Source organism: Chryseobacterium sp. GTID13 (genome assembly GCF_056172655.1).
Window position 1 is genome coordinate 984,342 of record NZ_JAOCMB010000002.1, and the last position, 21,173, is coordinate 1,005,514.

General features: G+C 38.2%; 21 protein-coding genes and 1 pseudogene. 15 read left to right on the forward strand and 7 right to left on the reverse strand.

All coding sequences use genetic code 11. The annotated features are described in order from the left end of the window. The first annotated feature begins 41 nt into the window (after positions 1 to 41). From N4G44_RS04955 to metF, 6 genes and pseudogenes are all read left to right on the forward strand, one after another. Positions 42 to 1,202, forward strand: coding sequence for an O-succinylhomoserine sulfhydrylase (locus tag N4G44_RS04955; protein ID WP_474924852.1), 1,161 nt, complete (start codon positions 42 to 44; stop codon positions 1,200 to 1,202). A gap of 55 nt (positions 1,203 to 1,257) precedes the next feature. Next, entirely contained in the window at positions 1,258 to 2,268 is a 1,011-nt protein-coding gene (locus N4G44_RS04960) for a homocysteine S-methyltransferase family protein (RefSeq protein ID WP_474924853.1), read from the forward strand. 92 nt (positions 2,269 to 2,360) lie between these two features. Next, positions 2,361 to 2,774, forward strand: a complete 414-nt coding sequence (locus N4G44_RS04965; RefSeq protein ID WP_474924854.1) for a hypothetical protein — start codon at positions 2,361 to 2,363, stop codon at positions 2,772 to 2,774. Positions 2,775 to 2,969: 195 nt separating this feature from the next. Continuing rightward, positions 2,970 to 3,449, forward strand: a complete 480-nt coding sequence (locus N4G44_RS04970; protein ID WP_474924855.1) for a fatty acid desaturase — start codon at positions 2,970 to 2,972, stop codon at positions 3,447 to 3,449. Positions 3,450 to 3,456: 7 nt separating this feature from the next. After that, a pseudogene (gene metH / locus N4G44_RS04975) lies at positions 3,457 to 6,116 on the forward strand (methionine synthase). A 45-nt stretch (positions 6,117 to 6,161) separates the two neighbouring features. Next, a complete protein-coding gene (gene metF, locus N4G44_RS04980) occupies positions 6,162 to 7,121 on the forward strand; it encodes a methylenetetrahydrofolate reductase [NAD(P)H] (protein WP_260540543.1) in 960 nt (319 codons plus the stop codon). 50 nt (positions 7,122 to 7,171) lie between these two features. Here the strand turns inward: metF and N4G44_RS04985 are convergent, their stop codons facing one another. The 3 genes from N4G44_RS04985 to N4G44_RS04995 are packed head-to-tail and all read right to left on the reverse strand — an operon-like array spanning position 7,172 to position 8,324. After that, on the reverse strand, positions 7,172 to 7,366 hold the full coding sequence (locus N4G44_RS04985) for a hypothetical protein (RefSeq protein ID WP_474924856.1): 195 nt from the start codon (positions 7,364 to 7,366) through the stop codon (positions 7,172 to 7,174). After that, positions 7,363 to 7,602 (reverse strand): hypothetical protein, encoded by a 240-nt coding sequence (locus tag N4G44_RS04990; protein WP_474924857.1) that lies wholly within the window; start codon positions 7,600 to 7,602, stop codon positions 7,363 to 7,365. Before N4G44_RS04990 ends, N4G44_RS04985 begins: the two co-directional genes overlap by 4 nt. A 14-nt stretch (positions 7,603 to 7,616) precedes the next feature. After that, positions 7,617 to 8,324 (reverse strand): hypothetical protein, encoded by a 708-nt coding sequence (locus N4G44_RS04995; RefSeq protein ID WP_474924858.1) that lies wholly within the window; start codon positions 8,322 to 8,324, stop codon positions 7,617 to 7,619. A gap of 89 nt (positions 8,325 to 8,413) precedes the next feature. Between N4G44_RS04995 and folE the strand changes: the two genes are divergently transcribed. From folE to N4G44_RS05040, 9 genes are all read left to right on the forward strand, one after another. Further along, entirely contained in the window at positions 8,414 to 9,082 is a 669-nt protein-coding gene (gene folE, locus N4G44_RS05000) for a GTP cyclohydrolase I FolE (RefSeq protein ID WP_047376638.1), read from the forward strand. Between the two features lie 3 nt (positions 9,083 to 9,085). Continuing rightward, the gene (locus N4G44_RS05005; RefSeq protein WP_474924859.1) at positions 9,086 to 9,517 is read left to right on the forward strand and encodes a DinB family protein; all 432 of its coding nucleotides are present in this window, start codon (positions 9,086 to 9,088) and stop codon (positions 9,515 to 9,517) included. A 121-nt stretch (positions 9,518 to 9,638) separates the two neighbouring features. Continuing rightward, the gene (gene cysS, locus N4G44_RS05010; RefSeq protein ID WP_474924860.1) at positions 9,639 to 11,105 is read left to right on the forward strand and encodes a cysteine--tRNA ligase; all 1,467 of its coding nucleotides are present in this window, start codon (positions 9,639 to 9,641) and stop codon (positions 11,103 to 11,105) included. A 345-nt stretch (positions 11,106 to 11,450) separates the two neighbouring features. Next, positions 11,451 to 12,515 (forward strand): T9SS type A sorting domain-containing protein, encoded by a 1,065-nt coding sequence (locus N4G44_RS05015; protein ID WP_474924861.1) that lies wholly within the window; start codon positions 11,451 to 11,453, stop codon positions 12,513 to 12,515. Between the two features lie 148 nt (positions 12,516 to 12,663). Next, on the forward strand, positions 12,664 to 15,318 hold the full coding sequence (locus tag N4G44_RS05020; RefSeq protein WP_474924862.1) for a 4-alpha-glucanotransferase: 2,655 nt from the start codon (positions 12,664 to 12,666) through the stop codon (positions 15,316 to 15,318). 138 nt (positions 15,319 to 15,456) lie between these two features. Beyond that, on the forward strand, positions 15,457 to 16,497 hold the full coding sequence (locus N4G44_RS05025; protein ID WP_474924863.1) for a hypothetical protein: 1,041 nt from the start codon (positions 15,457 to 15,459) through the stop codon (positions 16,495 to 16,497). Between the two features lie 180 nt (positions 16,498 to 16,677). Then, a complete protein-coding gene (locus N4G44_RS05030; RefSeq protein WP_474924864.1) occupies positions 16,678 to 16,902 on the forward strand; it encodes a hypothetical protein in 225 nt (74 codons plus the stop codon). Next, positions 16,899 to 17,126 (forward strand): hypothetical protein, encoded by a 228-nt coding sequence (locus N4G44_RS05035; protein WP_474924865.1) that lies wholly within the window; start codon positions 16,899 to 16,901, stop codon positions 17,124 to 17,126. The genes N4G44_RS05030 and N4G44_RS05035 overlap by 4 nt, the downstream gene beginning before the upstream one ends. A gap of 126 nt (positions 17,127 to 17,252) precedes the next feature. Beyond that, positions 17,253 to 17,762 (forward strand): ferritin, encoded by a 510-nt coding sequence (locus tag N4G44_RS05040; protein ID WP_474924866.1) that lies wholly within the window; start codon positions 17,253 to 17,255, stop codon positions 17,760 to 17,762. A 118-nt stretch (positions 17,763 to 17,880) separates the two neighbouring features. Here the strand turns inward: N4G44_RS05040 and N4G44_RS05045 are convergent, their stop codons facing one another. Genes N4G44_RS05045 through N4G44_RS05060 form a run of 4 tightly spaced genes read right to left on the reverse strand, consistent with a single transcriptional unit; the run spans position 17,881 to position 21,033 of the window. After that, complete coding sequence (locus tag N4G44_RS05045; protein WP_474925052.1) at positions 17,881 to 18,387, reverse strand: PD-(D/E)XK nuclease family protein; 507 nt, start codon at positions 18,385 to 18,387, stop codon at positions 17,881 to 17,883. Next, a complete protein-coding gene (locus N4G44_RS05050; RefSeq protein WP_474924867.1) occupies positions 18,321 to 18,542 on the reverse strand; it encodes a hypothetical protein in 222 nt (73 codons plus the stop codon). Before N4G44_RS05050 ends, N4G44_RS05045 begins: the two co-directional genes overlap by 67 nt. Positions 18,543 to 18,556: 14 nt before the next feature. Further along, entirely contained in the window at positions 18,557 to 19,927 is a 1,371-nt protein-coding gene (locus N4G44_RS05055; RefSeq protein ID WP_474924868.1) for a UvrD-helicase domain-containing protein, read from the reverse strand. Further along, complete coding sequence (locus N4G44_RS05060) at positions 19,903 to 21,033, reverse strand: UvrD-helicase domain-containing protein (protein ID WP_474925054.1); 1,131 nt, start codon at positions 21,031 to 21,033, stop codon at positions 19,903 to 19,905. The genes N4G44_RS05055 and N4G44_RS05060 overlap by 25 nt, the downstream gene beginning before the upstream one ends. Positions 21,034 to 21,173: the final 140 nt, after the last annotated feature.

The window sequence follows — 21,173 nt, forward strand, 5'->3', positions numbered from 1 at the left end:
TTACATTGCCCAACTGATACATTGCTACATTTTAAAACTATATGGAAAATTTTGAAACATCTGCGATAAGAACCCAGACTGAAAGAACCCAGTTTGATGAGCATACAACCCCTTTATACCTTACATCCAGCTTTATTTTTCAGGATGCGGAAGATATGAGGGCCAGCTTCGCTGAAGAGAAGCCTAAAAATCTCTACAGCCGTTTTTCAAACCCGAACGTAACCGAATTCACGGATAAAATTGCAAAAATGGAAGGAGCAGAAGCCGGATATGCTTTTGCCACAGGAATGGCCGCTATTTATTCAACTTTTGCGGCTTTATTGAATGCCGGTGACCACATCGTAAGCTGCCAGTCGGTATTTGGATCTACCCATACCTTATTTACCAAGTATTTTCCGAAATGGAACATAGAAACTACTTATTTTAAGGCTGGAGATGCTGAAAATGTTGAGCAATATATTAAACCCAATACAAAAATTCTATACCTAGAGACTCCTACCAATCCGGCCATTGAAATCCTGGATCTTGAGTTTTTCGGACAGATTGCGAAAAAGCATAACCTGATCTTTATTGTAGATAATTGTTTTGCAACACCTTACCTGCAGCAGCCCATTAAATATGGTGCAGATGTTGTTGTACATTCTGCAACGAAGCTTATTGACGGCCAGGGAAGAGTACTGGGTGGAGTAGCTGTGGGAAAAGCAGATTTAATCAGAGAAATTTACCTTTTCGCAAGAAATACAGGGCCTGCCATGTCTCCTTTCAATGCATGGGTATTATCGAAAAGTCTTGAAACGCTTGCTATCCGTGTTGAAAAACATTGCGAAAACGCTTTGAAAGTAGCAGAGTTTTTAGAAAGTCATCCCAATGTAGAGCTGGTGAAATATCCGTTCCTTGCCTCCCATCCAAGTTATGAAATCGCTAAAAAGCAGATGAAACTGGGCGGGAATATCGTAGCCTTCGAAATTAAAGGCGGAATAGAAGGCGGAAGAAACTTTCTGGATAAAATAAAATTATGCTCACTTTCTGCCAACCTTGGAGATACCAGAACTATTGTAACCCATCCTGCATCCACAACCCATTCAAAACTGACCGATGAGGAAAGAAATGAAGTAGGCATTACCGCAGGGCTGGTACGTTGCTCCGTAGGTCTTGAGCATGTTGATGATATTATTGCAGATTTGAAGCAGGCTTTGGATTAATTCTATAGCCGTTTAATGGAATAAAATACACATGGCTTTAACCAAAATTTATACAATGAAAAATTCAGAACAATTATACAAGGCAATTTCCGAAAGAATTTTAATTCTTGACGGAGCTATGGGAACTATGCTTCAGCGTTACAAATTTGAGGAAGAAGATTACCGTGGCGAACGTTTCAAAAACTGGGAACATCCGGTAAAAGGAAATAACGACCTGCTTTCTCTCACACAGCCCCAGGCTATTGAGGAAGTTCATAAGAAATATCTTGAGGCAGGAGCAGACATTATAGAAACCAATACCTTTTCCGGGACTACTATTGCAATGGCAGATTATCATATGGAAGATCTGGTGTATGAACTGAACTTCGAGTCTGCAAAGATTGCCAGAAAAGCATGTGATGAATATACTGCTCAAAATCCGGATAAACCCAGGTTCGTGGCCGGTTCCATAGGACCTACAAACAGAACGGCAAGCTTAAGTCCGGATGTGAATGATCCGGGATACAGGGCCATTACCTTTGAAGAGCTGAGAGTAGCCTATAAGCAGCAGTGTGAAGCTTTGCTGGATGGCGGTTCAGATATTCTTCTGGTAGAAACGATCTTCGATACATTGAATGCAAAAGCTGCTTTGTTTGCGATTGATGAAATTCAGGATGAGAGAAATATAAAGATCCCGATTATGGTTTCAGGGACAATTACGGATGCTTCAGGAAGAACCTTAAGCGGGCAGACTGCGGAAGCATTCCTGATTTCAGTTTCACACCTGAATTTACTGAGTGTAGGTTTCAACTGTGCTCTGGGTGCCGATCAGCTAACGCCTTATCTGGAAACTTTAGCCCATAATTCAGAATTCTATGTCTCCGCTTACCCTAATGCCGGACTTCCCAATGCTTTCGGGAAATATGATGAAACGCCGGAAGATATGGCAAGACAGATCAAGGAATATGTGGAAAAAGGATTAATCAATATCATAGGCGGATGCTGCGGAACCACTCCGGATCACATCAAAGCCATAGCAGATCTTGTTGCGGAATATTCTCCAAGAAAATTGCAAAAATTTGCCTGATTGATAAGGATTAATAGATTTTTTTAATTGAATATGGGGTAAGTGCTTGATTATAAAATGTTAACTTTAAGTGAATCACAAAATTTAACATCATGGAAAAGCCCAGTTACTTAAAAAACTCAGATGATATTAAACTTTTTAATGAACTAAGAAACAGAGTGAATCAAAGGATAGAGAACATTTCAGAAAACAGGGATATCTATATTCAGATCAAAGCGGTAATCCTGCCTTTGATCTATTTTGCTTTGTATTTTATTGCTTTATTCAATGCAGACAAGCCCTGGATGTATATTGGAAGTTTCGTTCTGATGGGAATTTTTTTGGTACTGATTTATCTGAATCTGATCCATGAAGCTGCTCACAATAACATTTATAAAAGTAAAAAATTAAACTCGCTGGTACTGCATATGTTTGATCTTGTAGGAGCCAATTCATACATCTGGAAAAAAGACATATTGCCAGCCATCATGCCTATCCGAACGTTGACGGATGGGATACCGATATAGAACAGAGCGGTCTTCTTTTAATCGTTCCATGGATTAAAGCAAAAGGAGTACAGAAATTTCAGCACAGGTTTTTCTTCCTGGTATATCCTCTTTATCTGTTTAATTGGATGTTTATCAGGGATTTCAGGGATTTTTTGATCATGAAAGAGTGATCTTAAAGACCCAGGGCTCAATTCCCCTATTGAAAAAGTAAAAATGGTGAGCTACAAACTCTTCTATTTCTTTTATCAGATTGCAGTTCCTGTCCTGTTTTTTAAAGTATCCCTGGGATTGGCTTTGGGAGCATGGTTTCTTCAGGTAATAGCGGCAAGTATTTTTGCGCTGTTTGTACTGTTGCCTCTGCATCCGCTTCCCGATAATGCTTTTCCGAAACTGGATGCTAAAAATGGTCTTCCGTTCAGCTGGCTTCGCCATCAGTTTGAGGTAACCAATGATTTGAAGGAAAACAACTGGTTCGTGAGAAATGTTTTAGGAAACTTTAATTTCCATGTCGCCCATCATCTTTTTCCGAACTACAGCTATATGTATTATAATGAGATCACGGAAGAGATCGAAGAATTTGCAAAAGAACACCATTTGGCTTACAAAAGATTTCCAATTTTTACTGCTTTAGGCAAACATGTGGATCTGCTCCGGCAGAATGCGAACAATGCCTATTATATTTTAGAAGAATAGACAAATAATGAAATATTTAAGATTATCCGGCCTTGAGCCCCTTATTATAACCCCGGAGAGTAATTTCATCAACGTTGGTGAAAGAACCAATGTTGCCGGATCCAAAAAATTTTTAAGACTCATCAAAGAGGAGAAATTCTCTGAAGCACTCGATATTGCCCGCCACCAGGTAGAAGGAGGAGCACAGATTCTTGATGTTAATTTCGACGATGGATTGATCGATGGAAAAGCTTCCATGATTAAATTCCTGAATTTAATAGCTTCAGAACCGGATATTTCAAGAATCCCAATCATGATAGACTCCTCCAAGTGGGAGATTCTTGAAGCAGGGCTACAGGTAGCGCAAGGTAAATGCGTAGTCAATTCCATCAGTCTGAAAGGAGGCGAAGGAGAATTCATCAAACAGGCAAAAGCTGTTAAAAGGTATGGCGCTGCGGTTATTGTAATGGCATTTGACGAAACAGGCCAGGCGGATAATTTTGAACGCAGAACTGAAATTTCAAAACGCTCCTATGATATCCTGGTTAATCAGGTTGGTTTTCCTGCTGAGGATATTATTTTTGACCTTAATATTTTCCCTGTAGCAACGGGAATGGAAGAACACCGAAGAAACGCAATTGATTTCATTGAGGCTACAAGATGGGTAAGACAGAACCTTCCTTATGCTTCCGTAAGTGGGGGTGTAAGTAATGTTTCCTTTTCGTTTCGTGGAAATGATACGGTAAGAGAAGCGATGCACTCCGTATTCCTTTACCATGCTATTCAGGCGGGAATGAATATCGGGATTGTAAACCCGTCCATGCTGGAAGTATACGATGAAATCAATAAAGAGCTTCTGGAGCTTGTAGAAGATGTGATCCTTGATAAAAGAGATGACGCTACGGAAAGGCTTTTGGACTACTCTGAAAAACATAAATCCGTCAAAAAAGAAATAGTTGAAGACCTGGAATGGAGAACGAAGCCTTTGCAGGAAAGAATTACCCATGCGTTGGTAAAAGGAATTGACCGATTCATTGAAGAAGATGTAGAAGAAGCCAGACAACAAGCAGAAAAACCTCTTCACGTGATTGAAGTTAACCTGATGACCGGAATGGGAGTGGTAGGAGACTTATTCGGAAGCGGAAAAATGTTCCTTCCCCAGGTTGTAAAATCTGCAAGAGTAATGAAAAAAGCCGTTGCTTACCTGCAGCCTTTTATTGAAGCAGAAAAAGACGGTTCAAGGCCTGCCAACGGAAAAATTCTGATGGCTACGGTAAAAGGAGATGTTCATGATATCGGTAAGAATATTGTGAGCGTTGTACTGGGCTGTAACAATTATGAGATTGTTGACCTTGGAGTGATGGTGCCTGCTGAAAAAATTATTCAGACTGCTATTGAAGAAAAAGTTGATGTCATTGGATTAAGCGGATTGATTACACCAAGTCTTGATGAGATGGTATATATTGCTTCCGAGCTGGAAAGGCAAAACCTGGATTTTCCTTTATTGATCGGTGGTGCTACCACTTCAAAAGCACATACCGCTGTAAAGATTGATTTAAAATATAAAAATGCTGTAGTTCACGTTAATGATGCTTCAAGAGCGGTAAATGTAGTAAGCTCATTATTGGGCGACAGAAACAAAGATTATGTTTCAGAACTGAAAGATGAATACTCCGATTTCCGGGAGAAATTCCTGAACAGACAGGTTGATAAAGACTATGTTTCCATCGAAGAGGCAAGGCAGAATCACTTTTCTATTGACTGGGCAAACGAGGAGATCTTTACACCCAATAATTTAGGGGTGACTGTAATTGAAAATCAGGATTTGAGAGAATTACTTCCTTTTATCGACTGGTCACCATTTTTCAGAAGCTGGGATCTCCACGGGAAGTATCCGAATATTTTAGAAGATGAGGTGGTAGGAGCACAGGCCAAAGAATTATTTAAAGATGCTCAGGTTATCCTGAAAAGAATCCTCGACGAAAAACTGTTGAAGGCAAAAGCGGTCTTTGGTATTTTCAAAGCCAATTCCAATGAAACGGATGATATTTTAATTTTTGACGAAAATAATCAGGAACAGGCAAAATTCCTGACGCTAAGGCAGCAGGCTCAAAGATCCAAAGGAAAAGATTACCTGGCATTGAGTGACTTTATCGCTCCGCAGAATTCAGGAAAAACAGATTACGTAGGTGCTTTCTGCGTGACGACCGGTTTTGGAACAGATGAACTTGCAGAAGAATACGAAAAAGCCAATGACGATTACAACGCCATTATGGTAAAAGCCCTTGCCGACAGATTTGCAGAAGCGTATGCCGAATTTTTGCACAAAAAGTAAGAACAGAATACTGGGGTTATGCCAATCAGGAAAATTTAAGCAATGAAGAACTGATTGCAGAAAAATATAAGGGAATCCGTCCTGCACCGGGATATCCTGCATGTCCTGATCATTTGGAAAAGAAAACCATCTGGGATCTTTTAAAAGTAGAAGAGAATACCGGGGTTTTCCTTACTGAAAGTCTGGCGATGTTCCCTACAGCATCAGTTTCCGGATACTATTTCGGAAGCCCTCATGCCAAATATTTCGGCCTGGGGAAAATTACAGAAGATCAGCTTAAAGATTATGCCGAAAGAAGAGGCTGTAGCATTCAGGAAGCAAGAAAGTGGCTGTCTCCTAATCTGGCAGATTAAAAACATCAGCAACTATTAAAGCTAAAAAAATAATTAAACTATAAAATGAAGATCACTGAACACATAAAAAACGCAAATGGTAAAACTTTGTTCTCTTTGGAGGTAGTTCCGCCCCAGAAAGGAATCGGAATTGAAGATCTCTATACGAATATAGATCCGCTGATGGAGTTTAAGCCGCCCTTTATAGATGTGACGACTTCCAGGGAAGAATATATTTACATTGATAAAGGCAACGGACTCATGGAACGCCGTATCACCAGAATGCGCCCCGGAACCCTGGGGATCTGTGCCGCCATCCAGCATAAATATAATGTAGATACTGTTCCGCACTTACTTTGCGGTGGATTTACCAAAGAAGAAACCGAATATCTTCTGGTAGACTGTATGTATCTGGGAATAGACAACATCATGGCTTTGAGAGGCGATGCGATGAAAGGACATCAGTACTTTGAACCTACACCTGGAGGTCATGCCAGTGCGATGGATCTTGTGCATCAGATCAATGATCTGGGAAGAGGGAAGTATCTTCACAATGATGAAACAGTCTGTGACGAACTGAACAAATTCTGCATAGGGGTAGCCGGTTACCCGGAAAAACATATGGAAGCTCCTTCCATGAATTATGACCTGAAATGGCTGAAGCAAAAAGTAGACGCCGGAGCAGATTATATCGTTACACAGATGTTTTTTGACAATAAAAGATTTATAGAATTCGTAAAAAAGGCCAGGGAGATGGGAATCACAGTTCCTATTATTCCGGGAATCAAACCTATTGCTACGAAAAAACACCTTAAAATTCTTCCGCAGGTATTCAAGATTGACCTTCCCGAAGAACTCATCAACGAAGTGGAAAATGCAAAGAATAATGAAGCTGTAAAGCAGATCGGGATAGAGTGGGCTATTGCCCAATGCAAGGAACTTCTGGATTTTGGAGTTCCTGTGCTGCACTTTTACTCCATGGGGAAAAGTGATAATATTAAAAAAGTAGCCGGTGAGCTATTCTAATAGAGTATCAATGAAAGGAATCCTGCTGTGAAACAGCAGGATTTTTTATTTTAAAGAATAGGATGTCTTTCAAATTCCTTGCTACGGTCAAATAAATACCGGTAAGTCACCAGTTTTCTCGTCACAGTGGTATCAAGGCTTTCCGCTATTTTGATCATTTTGGGATTAAAGTCACCAATCCACTGAAGTTCTGTCGTTTTAAAATCCGTATGCTTTCTCAGATGCTGGGTACCTTCCCAGATCATATAACCATCAATCCCCTTTTTTGCCATTCCGGGACGACACCAAATACCAGTCCCACCATTTTCTCATTCCTGACGAATTGTTTTATCCATAAAAATTTCAGCTTTTCCAGGATTCCGAATTTACCGTTGAGGTATTTGAACCACTGGTTCACATCCGGAAGATTCATCCACATGGCAATAGGCTTTTCATTCTCATACACAAACCAGGAAATATGTTCGTTGATAATAGGCTTCATCGTATTGAACATTTTCAGAACCTTGACTTCCTCAAGCTGCTTTCCCTCGCCGTGAGCTGCCCATGCCCGGTTATAGATCTCTGTGAAATCCTTTGCAAATTTAGGCAGGGCATTTTTTTCATCGGTCTTGCAGAGATAGCGGGATTTCTGCTGTGTTTCGTATGCATGAGTGTAAAAATCCTTGAAACATCAGCGAAAATAGGTCTCGAAAAGCAAAGTTGTTCAAAATATAGCTTAAAGCCATAGTTTTCAAACAGTTGCTTGTAGTAAGGGAAATTGTAATTCATCCCAAACAGAGGTTCCTCGAAACCTTCCGTCAGAAGTCCCCAGAACTTATCCCTTTCTCCAAAATTAATAGGTCCGTCCATAGCCTCCATCTTTCTTTCCTTAAACCAACCTACGCAATGTTCAAAAATAAAATCTGCCGTTTTCTGGTCATTAATACAGTCGAAAAAGCCAATTCCTCCGGTGGGATGCTTTTGTTCATAAAGATCGGAGATGAAGACGGCAACTTTTCCTACCGTTTCATTCTGTTGATTTTTAAACAGAAACCGTGTACATTCTCCATTCTGGAATGATTTATTTTTTTCAGGATCAAAAATATCCTCAATATCCTGATTTCGAGGTCTTATGTAGTTTTTATCTTGCCGGTAAAGTCTTGCAGGAAATTCTAAAAATTCCTTTTTCTGGTTTTTGTTCTGTACTTCTTCGACGATAATCATAGGCTAAGTTGAGAAAGGATAATGTTTTTCGTTCAAAATGAAATTAATGAACAGATTTTATCCGTATTTTTGTTGCAAATTAAATAAAAATGGTTGATTTTACCGATAACGATGATGATATTTTCACAGGAAAAGAACATACGCCTATTAGGAAGGATGCATTTGATAAATCACCACAGGAAAAAATAGAAAAAATTACCGAACTTTTCGGTGAAATTATGGAAACGCTGGGGATGGACATGACGGATGATTCTCTGAAGGATTCACCGAGACGTGTTGCCAAAATGTATGTGAATGAAATTTTTGGAGGGCTTCTTCCCGAAAACAAACCGGGAATTTCCACCTTTTCCAATAAGTATAAATACCGTCAAATGCTGGTGGAAAAGGATATTACCGTATATTCTTTCTGCGAGCACCACTTTCTGCCGATCATCGGAAGAGCCCACGTAGCCTATATCTCAAACGGTGAAGTGATTGGCCTTTCCAAGATCAACAGGATTGTGGATTATTATGCAAAAAGACCACAGGTTCAGGAAAGACTGACCATGCAGATTGTAGACGCTCTGAAAGAAGCACTGGGTACTAAAGATGTGGCATGTATTATTGATGCAAAACATTTATGTGTAAACTGCAGAGGAATAAAAGATACGGCAAGTTCTACCATCACGGCAGAATTAAGCGGAATTTTCAGAACCAACCCGATCACCAGACAGGAATTCCTTCATTATGTGGGAAGCCATGCAAAACTTGATTATTAATAAATGAATTACCAAATCCTAAAAAATATTGTTGATGCCGAACTTCAGAGATTTAATACCATTTCTGAAGAAGAATGGTCATATAAACCTTCTCCGGAAAAATGGTCAAAAAAAGAAATTTTAGGCCATCTTTGCGACAGTGCCTTTACGAATATCCGTAGATTTGTGGTTACACAATATAAAGAGAACGACAATATTGTTTATGATCAGGATTTCTGGGTGAAAGCACAGAATTATCAGAATATTCCGGTTTCAGAAGTGATTATTCTCTGGAAATCTTTGAATTTTCAGATCGTTCATACGGTAGAAAATATTCCTGATGAAGCTTTGCAGAGAACCTGTGATACTACAAAAACAGTTCCTCAGACTTTCACATTAGAATACATTATTCAGGATTATATTGATCATCTGCAGTATCATTTAAAAGCAATTTAATAATGGTTATATTTAAAAAAGTTTCAAATAAAATTTTTCTCACAACAATTATCTGTTGTGGTTAAAATTATTTTAACTAATTTTTAAATCCTTTAATCATTGAATCTTTTAATTTAAAAAAATGCAATTAAAACTATACAACTCTCTTACAGGAGAGAAAGAAATATTTAAGCCTATTTTAGAAGGAAACGTAGGGATGTATGTCTGCGGACCTACCGTGTACAGCAATGTGCATCTGGGAAACGTAAGAACTTTCCTTTCCTTTGATTTTATCTACCGTACCCTGATGCATCTGGGGTATAAAGTAAGGTATGTAAGAAATATTACCGATGCAGGGCACCTTACCGACGACGGAAATGTCGAAAATGACAGATTCGTGAAACAAACCCGTCTGGAAAAGCTGGAGCCTATGGAAATCGTACAGAAGTATACCGTAGATTTTCATAAAGTACTGGAAATGTTCAATCTTCTTCCTCCCAATATTGAGCCTACGGCTACAGGCCACATCGTAGAGCAGATCGAGCTGACCCAAAAGCTTATCGAAAGAGGTTTTGCTTACGAAAGTAACGGTTCCGTATATTTTGATGTCCTTGAATATAATAAAAGAGGACTGAACTACGGAGAACTTTCAAAACGTAACATTGAAGAACTTTTTGCCAATACCCGCGACCTTGACGGGCAGGGTGAAAAGAAAAACCCTCAGGATTTTGCACTTTGGAAAAAAGCGTCTCCTGCTCACATCATGAGATGGAATTCTCCATGGGGCGAAGGTTTCCCGGGATGGCACCTTGAATGTACCGCAATGAGTACTAAATATTTAGGTGAAAGATTTGATATTCATGGCGGCGGAATGGATTTGAAATTCCCACACCATGAATGTGAAATTGCACAGGGAAAAGCCTGCAATGATGTTGCTCCGGTTAATTACTGGATGCACGCCAATATGCTGACAATGAACTCCCAGCGTATGAGTAAATCTACAGGGAACTATATTCTTCCTATGCAGTTGGTTACCGGAGAAAACGACTTCTTTGAAAAACCTTTTCATCCTACCATTGTGCGTTTTTGCTTCCTTCAGGCACATTACAGAAGTGTGCTGGATATTTCCAATGATGCAATGATCGCGAGCGAAAAAGGGTTTATCAGATTAATGGAAGCCATTAAAGTATTAAACTCAATCACTCCGGATAACGAAAAGCAGTCCGGTTTTGATCTTAAAGAGTGGAAGGCTAAGTCTTATGATGCCCTGACCGATGATTTTAATTCTCCGATTCTTATCGCCCATTTATTTGAAGCTGTAAAATATATTTTTGCTTTAAATGACGGAAAAGAAACGATAACTGCTGAAGATCTTGAAGACTTAAAATCGACAATGAATGCCTTTGTATTCGATGTTTTAGGGCTTCAGAATGTTGAAGAAAACAATAATGAGAAGCTTGACCAGACTTTGAAAGTTTTAATAGAACTGAGAAACCAGGCCAGGAAATCGAAAAACTTTGACCTTTCGGATCAGATCAGAGATAAACTTCTTGCCGAAGGTATTGAATTAAAAGACGGAAGAGACGGAACAACTTACGTTCTGAATTAAACCCCCAATAAAAAGAACAGGCTCCCGCCGGTCATGTGGATTCTGCAGATTAATCTGTTGTAATCTGTATGATCTGCGGGAGTTTTTATATGAGGGATAATAGAATTTAAATTATTATTATTTTAAATATTGCATTAAATGATTGTAAATATTATGTAAATGCTAATATTTTTTTATCATTTAATTGGTAAAATGTGTAACTTAGTTATAACTAAAATGATCACGAATCTAAATTCTACATTGTATGAAGAAACATTTATTCCCTCTTTTTCTGCTTGTGCTTGGTGCTAATGTCCAGGCACAGCAGGACTTTTTGCTATTGCCGGAAAAGATACCTCCAGCATAGTGTTTAGCGATTTCCGTGTCATGGATGCGGCAAACGGGACTTCCGGAGAAAAAGTATTTTCATCCGAAGAGGCAGCCAAAGTATTTTCCCAGGATAGAAAAGGTTTTGTAGCAGAAGATAAAAATTCTTACAGCCATTCCCAGGCAGTAACAATGGCAGCCCTGGCCTACGACCCGTCAAACAATAACCTCGTGTATATGCCCATGTTTTCATCAAACATTTATGTTTTGAATGCGAAAACAAAGGAAATTACTTTGGTGGAGAATACCGTTTCAAAAGTAACTTCCTGTGACATCAATTCACATATAACGAGAATGACTACAGGGTACGACGGAAACATTTATGCGCTCAATAATGCAGGAACCCAGTTATTACAGATCAGTAAAAAAGGCGGTCAATACAGCGTCCGTGATCTTGGAATTATTACAGATGATGCTTCCAATGGGAAAAACTCATTTACAGCCGTTGAAACAGGTTTTGGTGGCGATATGATCGCAGATGCTGAAAATAATTTTTATGTTTTTTCCGCTTCAGGAAATGTTTTCAAAGTAACTGCCAAGGAACTGAAAGCAAAATTTGTGGGTAAAATTTCCGGTATTGCGGATAATTACTCGGTGAACGGATCTGCAGTGAATTCCAAAGGAAAAGTAGTTATTGCAAGTGCTAAAGGAGATAATCTATATGAAGTAGATTTACGGACATTGCAGGCAAAAGCTCTTCCGGGCGGAGAAAAACCGCATATTTATGATCTGGCGAGCAGATATTTTGCCAACGACAGAACTTCTTCAGTCAATGCCATGGCCAATATTGATATTTTCCCGACCAGAGTCAATGAGCATTTCATCAATGTTAATGTAAATGACAAGTCTGTAAAAGGGAACCTAAAGCTTAGTGTTTTTGATATTTCCGGGAAAAATGTGAGTAAACACGATCTTTCTGTTAAAGAGGGTTCACTCAGCCAGCAGGTACTCCTTAAAAATTTAATAAACGGAGCTTATATTGTCAACATTACAGATGAATCCGGCAAAATATTATTAAGTAAAAAAATTATAGTTACCCAATAACAGGTTATATTATTGATGTAAATTCTTTTAACTCTAATAAAATATAAACCTTTTCAAAGTTATTTTGGAAAGGTTTTTTTAATGATTATTTGATCTTCAATAAGTTTTATTTTTCGATATTATAATGTATTTTTATAAAAAAATATAGATGAAGCTATACTTTAATGTAGGATATAATGCAATGGCCGGACAGAATCTGCAGCTTATGACTGTAGATGGTGAAGGTGCTGTTATCCAGACTCATACCATGTTCAATGCGGAAAAAGGTATTTGGAAATGTGAAGTGGATTATTTCTCAAAATCAATCTCATATAAATATCAGGTTGCCGACGAAAAAGGCAATATTCTCAGAGAAGAATTTGTGCTGCACAATCTTAATTTTTCCCACAACTATAAGGAATTTATTATTTTCGACGAATGGAACAACAAAAACTTTCCTGAAAATTATTTAAACAATAAAATTCTTTACAATAAGCTTAATCAGTTTGTTCCGGAAAAAGCGGCCATTTTAAAGAAGCATACCCACTTATTCAGAATTGAGGCGCCTGTTTACAATCCGGACTGGGAAATTGCCCTGTTTGGAAGCACGGCATCTTTAGGAAACTGGGATTATAATAAGGCGATCCGCCTTTCGCAGACCGATTTTGGAATCTGGGAGACTTCCGTTGAAATTCCTGAAAACGAATTTATTCAGTTTAAATATTGCATTTACAGCAAAAAAGAAGGAAGAATTATTGATGTGGAGACCGGGGAGAACAGGTTTACGGTTGCCAATCAGCTTAAGGATGTGCTCCAGATTGTTTCCAATCATTACTTTAAATTTAAGTCTTACCAGATGTATCATGACGCTGGTGTGGCAGTTCCTGTTTTTTCTCTGAGAAGCGAAAATGGCTTTGGAGTAGGAGAATTTTCCGATCTTAAAAAACTGGCAGACTGGACGAAGGAAACCAACCTGGGAATTATCCAGATCCTTCCGATTAATGATACTACAGCCAACTATTCATGGACAGACTCTTACCCATATGCTGCAGTATCCGTTTATGCGCTGCATCCGCAGTATATTTCACTGGAAAATCTTGATTTTGCTTTACCGGAAGAAGTAGTTTCTGAATACCAGGCTGAAAAAGAAGCCTTAAACGCTCTTGACCTGATTGATTATGAAAGGATGATTTCCGGTAAATGGAAGTTTTTAAAAGCAGTTTTCAATGCGGAAAAAGATAAAATCTATAAAGACAGAAACTTTAAGAAATTTATCAAAGACAACGATTACTGGCTGACTCCTTATGCTGCTTTCTGCGTACTGAGAGATAAATATAAAACTCCTAATTTTAACGACTGGAAGACCCATAAAAAATATATTGCAGGTAAAATATCACAGTTTTTCACGACGAAAAGTAAGGATTATGATGCTTCCATGCTTCATGCCTGGGTGCAGTATCAGCTACATTTGCAATTAAAAGACGCTGTAGATTACACGCACAGTCTGGGAGTTTCTTTAAAAGGAGATCTTCCGATTGGTATTTACAGGTATTCTGTAGAAGCATGGACCGAACCCGAACTTTTCGGGATGGATTTCCAGGCCGGAGCACCGCCGGATCAGTTTACAGAGCTGGGTCAGAACTGGGAATTCCCTACCTACAACTGGGAAGCCATGAAAGAGGATGATTATCGCTGGTGGAAAAACAGGTTCAAAGCACTTGAACAGTATTTCGATGCCATGAGAATCGATCATATTTTAGGGTTTTTCAGGATATGGAGGATGCCGATTTCTGCTACACAGGGAATTTTAGGGTACTTTTATCCTGCAGTTCCTATAGTTCTGGATGAATTTAAAGCGAGACACATTCCTTTTGACTTCAACAGGTACTGCAAACCTTTCATCAATGATAGGATTTTGTGGAAATATTTCAGAGAAGATAGCAATAAAGTATTTGAATTCATTGACAACAATAACAATGGAACTTACTCCTTCAAAGAAGAATTTGATACCCAGAGAAAACTGTCGGAATATTTCAAAAAGAATCCCAGAGGTTCTTTGGAAGATCAGCTTATTTCTTTGTGTGCCAATGTATTGTTTCTTCCTGAAGAAAGGAATGGTGAAACGGTTTATCACCCAAGATTTAATGTATTCAATACTGACTCCTATGCCTATCTTTCGGAATGGGAAAGAAAGGCGATCTATGACCTTTACCATGATTATTTCTTCAAAAGACAGGATTATCTCTGGTATGAAAAAGCAATGGAAAAACTTCCGGTCATCCTTAACGCAACAAAAATGCTCATTTGCGGAGAAGACCTTGGAATGGTTCCTGCCTGCGTGCCGGTTGTAATGGATGAGCTGGCTATCATAGCTTTAAAAGTACAAAGGATGCCGTCTGAAAATATTCCGTTTTATAATCCTAAAAAAGCAGATTATATGAATGTGGTAACGGCTTCTTCACACGACAGCTCAACCCTGAGACAGTGGTGGAAAGAAGACTTTGGGTTGACACAAAAATATTTTAACCAACAGCTGATTCAGTACGGAAAAGCTCCTGATGAAATGGATTCCTATATTGCCGAGATTATTATGAAGCAGCACCTTTACACGGAGGCTATGCTGGCTGTTTTCCCGATCCAGGAATTTCTGGCTACTGACCCTGAGCTCACCAATCCGTATATAGATAACGAAAGGATCAATAATCCCGCAGTTTTCCCACATTACTGGCGCTACAGAATGCATTTAAAGCTTGAAGATCTGAAAGAGAAAGAATCTTTCAATAAAAAGATTGCTTATTGGATAAAAGATAGTGGAAGAATGTAAATTTAACATTTGATTATCAATTAGTTAACTTTAAATTAAAAGAAGTTTAATCTTAGGATTTAACTTCTTTTTGTATTGATATCCAAAAGATAGAATAGAGATATTCTGCTATATATTAACCAATTAACGACTATAAAGATGAAAAAAATATTTTTGGGATTTGCTTTGGGACTGGCAGTTTTATCTTCCGCCCAGCAGTATCCGAATAATGGGTGGGGAGATGACGGATATCAGAATGGAAATGGCTACGGAAACGACGGATACTATAATGATGAGGATGACAGGAATTATTTTCCGGACGATTATTATTACAACTATCCTCAGGATTATTATCCTAGTGATTATTACCAGGGATACTATAACGACTACAGAAACAGTATTGTCAATATCAACTGGAATGTATTCTTCAGAGACAACAGGCTGAACCGATGGCAGATCGATCAGATCTTAAGTCTTAATAACCTGTATGTAAGTTTTTCCACATGGAATAATTTTTACAGATATAACCCGGACAGATGGTACTATGACAGATTTTATGCGTTAGAAAGAATTTTAGGACCAAGAGTATTTGTTGTTTTCCAGAACAATTATTACAGAGGAATGAGTCCGGTGGTCTACTTCCAGAACTATAGAAGAACGTATTATGCACCAAGATATGCAGTAATGCCTAGATACAGGAATGTAAATATTAATGTGTATAGAGTAGACAGATCCAGGTTCCGCAGAATGGACAATCCAACCTTCAATGTAATCCGAACCAGCAGCAGATCAAATAATGGATTCAGAAATTCAGGAAGAGGAAACAGTACAGAAGGTTTCCGCGGGCAAGCTGGTAACAACGGATACCGTAATGATAATAATGGAGTAAGAAATAATGATGGTTTCAGAGGTAATTCTGAGAATAACGGAACCCGTGGATATGGAAATAACGGAGGTTTCAGAGGAAATAATGAAGGAAACAGAGAAAGAGCCCAAAGAGAAAATAACGGCGGTGGATTCAGGGGAAACAATGAAATGAACAGAGAAAGAGCTCCGCAAAGAGAAAATAATGGAGGAGGATTCAGAGGAAATGGCGGAGGCTTCAGATCCGAAAGTTCATCTCCAAGACCGCAACAGAACAACCGTGGCAGTGAAAACAGAGGCGGAGGTGGTTTCAGAAGCCGGTTAGCAAGCAGATAATAATTTTCATATATTATATTTAAGTGGTGTGAAGGGCAGATTTTAGGATCTGTCCTTTTTTTATTTTCATTTTATTATTTTGATATTTAAATTTAACATTTTTTATGAATATTTCCATTTAACTTATGTTTTAACTAATAATCAAAAAGATGTATAACAATTAATTAAATATTTTTTAAGATGAAAAAATTAGTTTTAGCAATAGCATTTATCGGAATAGGAGGTTTTGCAATGGCACAACAAACAACAACTCCACAGGACAAGCAGGCAAGAAGAGCAGAGATGCAGCAAAAAATGCAGCAGAGAGAACAGGAACATCTGGATCAGATGCAGAAAGACCTTAACCTGAACCAGTCTCAGGTAGCTCAGATCAAAAGCCTTCACGAAAAAGAAAAGCTGAAATGAAAGCTGAATTTGATAACAATAAGGAAGCCAGACAAGCGAAGATGGAAGCAATGAAAGCTAAAAAAGCGCAAATGGATGCCGATATGAAGAAAATCCTGACTCCGGAACAATATGATAAATGGCAGGCTGACAGACAAGCTAAAATGGAGCAGAGAAAAACAGCAATGAAAGATAGAAAAATGATGAGGAAGCCTATAAATACTGCTGCTCAGGAAGCAAAATAGTTATTCATAATTTTGATTTTTTAATGTGTGAAGGACGGGTTTTTTCCCGTCCTTTTTGTATTAATTTTCATTAAAACTTTTGATTTCGGGCTTTTATTGCGTATTTTTGACTATAAATTTATACTTATGATCAGCGAAAAAATTGCAACATTAATTAACGAACAAATTGCTCACGAACAATATGCCGCACAATATTACCTTTCCATGTCTGCTTGGTTTTCAGGAAAAGACCTTGACGGAATTGCGAATTACTTCAGGGTTCAGAGCAAAGAAGAATTGATGCACGCAGATAAAATGTTCGATTTTTTAAATGACGTAGGCGGGGAAATCATCATCGGAGAAATTGCAAAACCTCCTCATGAGTTCGAAAATGCTATCGATATTTTTGAAAAAGCACTGGAGCACGAGAAAAAAGTAACCAAAAGTATTTTCAATATTGTAAAAAATGCTAACGATGAAGGAGATTTCGCAACAACTTCTTTCCTTCAGTGGTTCATTAACGAACAGGTAGAGGAAGAGGCAAGTGCCTCTCAATTGGTAACAAAGATCAAGATGGTGTCTGATAACCCATCTGCATTATATCTTTTCGATCAGGAGCTGGCTCAGAGAGTTTTTACCCCTGATCCTACAGCTTAATTAATTTATATTGTAAGAAACATCCCCGCCGTTCTCCGAACGGCGGGGATGTTTTATTCTGATGATTATCCACAAAGTTATCCACATTAGTTTGTGGAAAACTCTGTGGATAAAATTTTTAAAGATAAATAAGCTGAGTCTTTAGAACCTTCCTTCCCAGACTTTCCAGAACATTTTTATACCTCTCGATCTGACGTTCGTTTTTCTCACTTTGTTCTCCTGTTTTGAAATCAACAATAATATAACCGTCTTTTCCCTTCAAAATACGGTCAGGACGCAGCATGTGACTTTGCCCTCTCTCGGAGATCATAATATCCTTTTCATTGATCACTTCCCACTTTTCATCGAAGAATTCAGCATACTTTCGGATAATTTGCACCAGTGTTTCCTCAATTTCGTTTTTCTCCTCCAAAGTAATCTGCCCATCCAGTACATAGCTTTCCAGAACTTTGGCAATATCTTTTTCTGTATTGATTTTCGACAAGAGTTCATGGACGAAAAGCCCGATTCTTACCTTTTCATTCCGTACCTGATAATTTTTGGATGGAGTGGCAATTTTTATGGAAGACCTGTTTTCATTAATGTTTTTAAGATTTTGAATATTCTTGGTCTTGAATAATGATATTTTATCGCTGGAATTTTTTTCAGCATTTCAGGATGCACCTCATACAGGTCGAATTCATCAGCTCCCTCGGTGTTTTTTTCATTAAAGAATTCCAGCAGCTCAAGATTATTGGATGTTTTATTCGCCTTTTGAATATAGAAAAACAGCTGTTCCACAGGCCGGGTAGTGGCTACATATTGCAGACATAACCTGTCAATAAGATTCTTGTATGAATTTTTTTGTTAAATGCTTCTATTTCTTCATCGTAGACTTCCAGATTTTTACTGAACTGGTTAATGTTTACAGATTTCAGGGCATCATCATTATTCGTATCAAACCAGTTGGTGAATTCACTGTCACGGTTTTTGTTCATCATCGGGATAAATACAATCGGGAATTCCAGTCCTTTCGATTTATGGATTGTCATGATCTGTACCGCATCAATGTTTTCCGAAGCCTGAATTGTGTAAGCAGAAGCCTCTTCATCCCAGTATTTTAAAAACTCTTTGGTGCTGGCACCTGCATTCTGAGTGAAATTAAAAAGCATTTCAAGGAAATTCAGGAGAAAATCCGTTTCCTTGTTTTCCACAGCAAATTCATTGATATAATACTCCACAAAATTATAAAGATTAAATCTCGGGAAATTTTCCTGTTTCAGCTTAAGAGAATATTTGTTCTGAATGAACTGCAGAATCTCCTCATGAGTTTCTATATCCAGAATCTCTTTCATTTCCAGCGTGAAATCTGCCATGTGGATTCTTCCCAGAGTATTCAGGTAATACATCATCATGATCAGATTCGGTTTGTTCTTGGGATTAATTTCCCACCGCAGAAATTCGACAACCGCTTTCAAAGTATTGGAAAGTTCCAGGGTCAGACCTTTATCAGAAATGGTTTTAATATTGGTTTCCTCTCCCCGGTAATTCACTTTAAGACTTCCCAGTTTTTGGGAATAGCTGAAAATATCGAAGTTTCCACGGCATAAGATCGTAATATCCGAAAACTTAAAACCATTATCCAGACTTTCCTGAATATCCTTCCGCATTTTCTCTGAGGTGTCATTATAAAAATCCTCATTCGTAAGATTTTCTATCAGATTAACCTTCACACGGCCATCAATCCGGGATTTTGAGCTCTGCTCAGCATCTTCCCCGAATATATTCCGGTGTTCTTCCTCAAGCCTTGCCGAATGATACCGGTATAGCTCATTATTGAACTGAACAATATTTTTAGCACTTCGCCAGTTGTCCTTTAATACAAGAAGATCTGCTTCCTTTGGAGAAAATTCTTTCTTGTTGATAATATCCAGCATCAGCTTGCTTTCCCCGCCACGAAACCTGTAGATACTCTGTTTAGGGTCACCCACAAGCGTGAAAGAAGTATTCTCCGTAGAAACACTGTGGTCACGCAAGGGAACAAAATTCTGCCACTGCAGTTCAGAAGTATCCTGAAATTCATCAAAAAAATAATGCTGAAACTGCGAGCCTACTTTCTCATAAATAAAAGCCGAAGGTTCATTTTTAAGATTTTCATTGATCAGGATATTAAATTTTGAAAGCAAAACAAGGTCATTTTCCTCTTCAATTTTTTTAATTCGTCCTGGATATCTTTATTTACTTTTAGTGGAAGAAGGGCTGATAATATTTTTTCTTTCTTCTGGGTCTCAATATACAAAAGAATCAGCTGCATTCTGTTGTCAAGAAGCTGATCCAGAATTTCCAGAATATCAGGTTCTTTACTTTTGGATTTTGAAGAAGCTCCTTTCCTGTAATTATTAACAACCGATTCTTCAAGGGTGGTTGGAAAAGGAAAACTCGGCCTTTTCTGATTGTAAAAATCCTGTACTTTAGTGAAAAATCCTCCGATTCCGTTTTTACCCTGCGCAAAATCCTCGATTTCTATATTTCTCGACCGGAACAGCTCAATAGATGTTGCGGCAATTTCTGCAGACCGTTTCTTATTTTGTACAATTTCCTTTCTGAGCGTATTTTTTATATTCTCGTAGTTCGTATCATCAAAGCTTTTATTGCTTTTCAGGTGCTCATAGTGAATATCCTTTACAAATTCTTTGGCGGAATCATAAAGGTTCTTGTTAAGATTGATTCTTTCATTGTTTTCCAGGCTGTAATCTACATAATCCATGAAAGAATTGGAGATATTTTCATTCTCGCCGATCTGATCAAGCATTTTATCCACAGCTTCGATCAGGAACGGTTCAGCTTCTATTTCAAGATTGAAATTTTTGGCTAAGCCCAATTCATAGGAAAAGCTTCTTACCAGTCTTGAATTAAAACGGTCAATTGTTCCGATATTTAAGGTAGAATAATTGTGAAGTACATAATCCAGTAATTTTTTTGAGCGGACATGAAGTTCATCAATGGTAATTTTCAGTCCTTCAGCTTCAAAGGCCTTCTGAATATTTTTCAGATCATTATTTTCAGCAAAATTATCTGCAGAGAAATTTCCAAGCCAGGATAAAATTCTCTCCTTCATCTCATTAGCCGCTTTATTGGTAAAAGTAAGGGCTAAAATATTCCGGATCGACTGCTGCTGGTTGGGATAGCGCAGACAGATCATCAAAAGCCTCTGGACAAGGGCATAGGTTTTCCCTGAACCGGCTGAAGCATTGATGACTGTATAAGAATTTTGCATTGCTGAATTTAGAATTGAGACTGCAAGTTAGCTAATTTTTAAGTGAAATTTTAACAATTCGGAGTAGCGATTTAACAGTTTACCCGGCAAAAATCAAAAAGAAATGCTAAAACGCGTTAACTGTGGTTAAACTTGCCATTTGGATTGAAAATAAT

What these genes read in the sequence shown, in the direction of transcription:
- N4G44_RS04955 (WP_474924852.1), top strand. Translation starts at nt 42, where the DNA reads ATGGAAAATTTTGAAACATCTGCGATAAGAACCCAGACTGAAAGAACC.
- N4G44_RS04960 (WP_474924853.1), top strand. Translation starts at nt 1,258, where the DNA reads ATGAAAAATTCAGAACAATTATACAAGGCAATTTCCGAAAGAATTTTA.
- N4G44_RS04965 (WP_474924854.1), top strand. Translation starts at nt 2,361, where the DNA reads ATGGAAAAGCCCAGTTACTTAAAAAACTCAGATGATATTAAACTTTTT.
- N4G44_RS04970 (WP_474924855.1), top strand. Translation starts at nt 2,970, where the DNA reads ATGGTGAGCTACAAACTCTTCTATTTCTTTTATCAGATTGCAGTTCCT.
- metF (WP_260540543.1), top strand. Translation starts at nt 6,162, where the DNA reads ATGAAGATCACTGAACACATAAAAAACGCAAATGGTAAAACTTTGTTC.
- N4G44_RS04985 (WP_474924856.1), bottom strand. Translation starts at nt 7,366, where the DNA reads ATGATCTGGGAAGGTACCCAGCATCTGAGAAAGCATACGGATTTTAAA.
- N4G44_RS04990 (WP_474924857.1), bottom strand. Translation starts at nt 7,602, where the DNA reads ATGAAGCCTATTATCAACGAACATATTTCCTGGTTTGTGTATGAGAAT.
- N4G44_RS04995 (WP_474924858.1), bottom strand. Translation starts at nt 8,324, where the DNA reads ATGATTATCGTCGAAGAAGTACAGAACAAAAACCAGAAAAAGGAATTT.
- folE (WP_047376638.1), top strand. Translation starts at nt 8,414, where the DNA reads ATGGTTGATTTTACCGATAACGATGATGATATTTTCACAGGAAAAGAA.
- N4G44_RS05005 (WP_474924859.1), top strand. Translation starts at nt 9,086, where the DNA reads ATGAATTACCAAATCCTAAAAAATATTGTTGATGCCGAACTTCAGAGA.
- cysS (WP_474924860.1), top strand. Translation starts at nt 9,639, where the DNA reads ATGCAATTAAAACTATACAACTCTCTTACAGGAGAGAAAGAAATATTT.
- N4G44_RS05020 (WP_474924862.1), top strand. Translation starts at nt 12,664, where the DNA reads ATGAAGCTATACTTTAATGTAGGATATAATGCAATGGCCGGACAGAAT.
- N4G44_RS05025 (WP_474924863.1), top strand. Translation starts at nt 15,457, where the DNA reads ATGAAAAAAATATTTTTGGGATTTGCTTTGGGACTGGCAGTTTTATCT.
- N4G44_RS05030 (WP_474924864.1), top strand. Translation starts at nt 16,678, where the DNA reads ATGAAAAAATTAGTTTTAGCAATAGCATTTATCGGAATAGGAGGTTTT.
- N4G44_RS05035 (WP_474924865.1), top strand. Translation starts at nt 16,899, where the DNA reads ATGAAAGCTGAATTTGATAACAATAAGGAAGCCAGACAAGCGAAGATG.
- N4G44_RS05040 (WP_474924866.1), top strand. Translation starts at nt 17,253, where the DNA reads ATGATCAGCGAAAAAATTGCAACATTAATTAACGAACAAATTGCTCAC.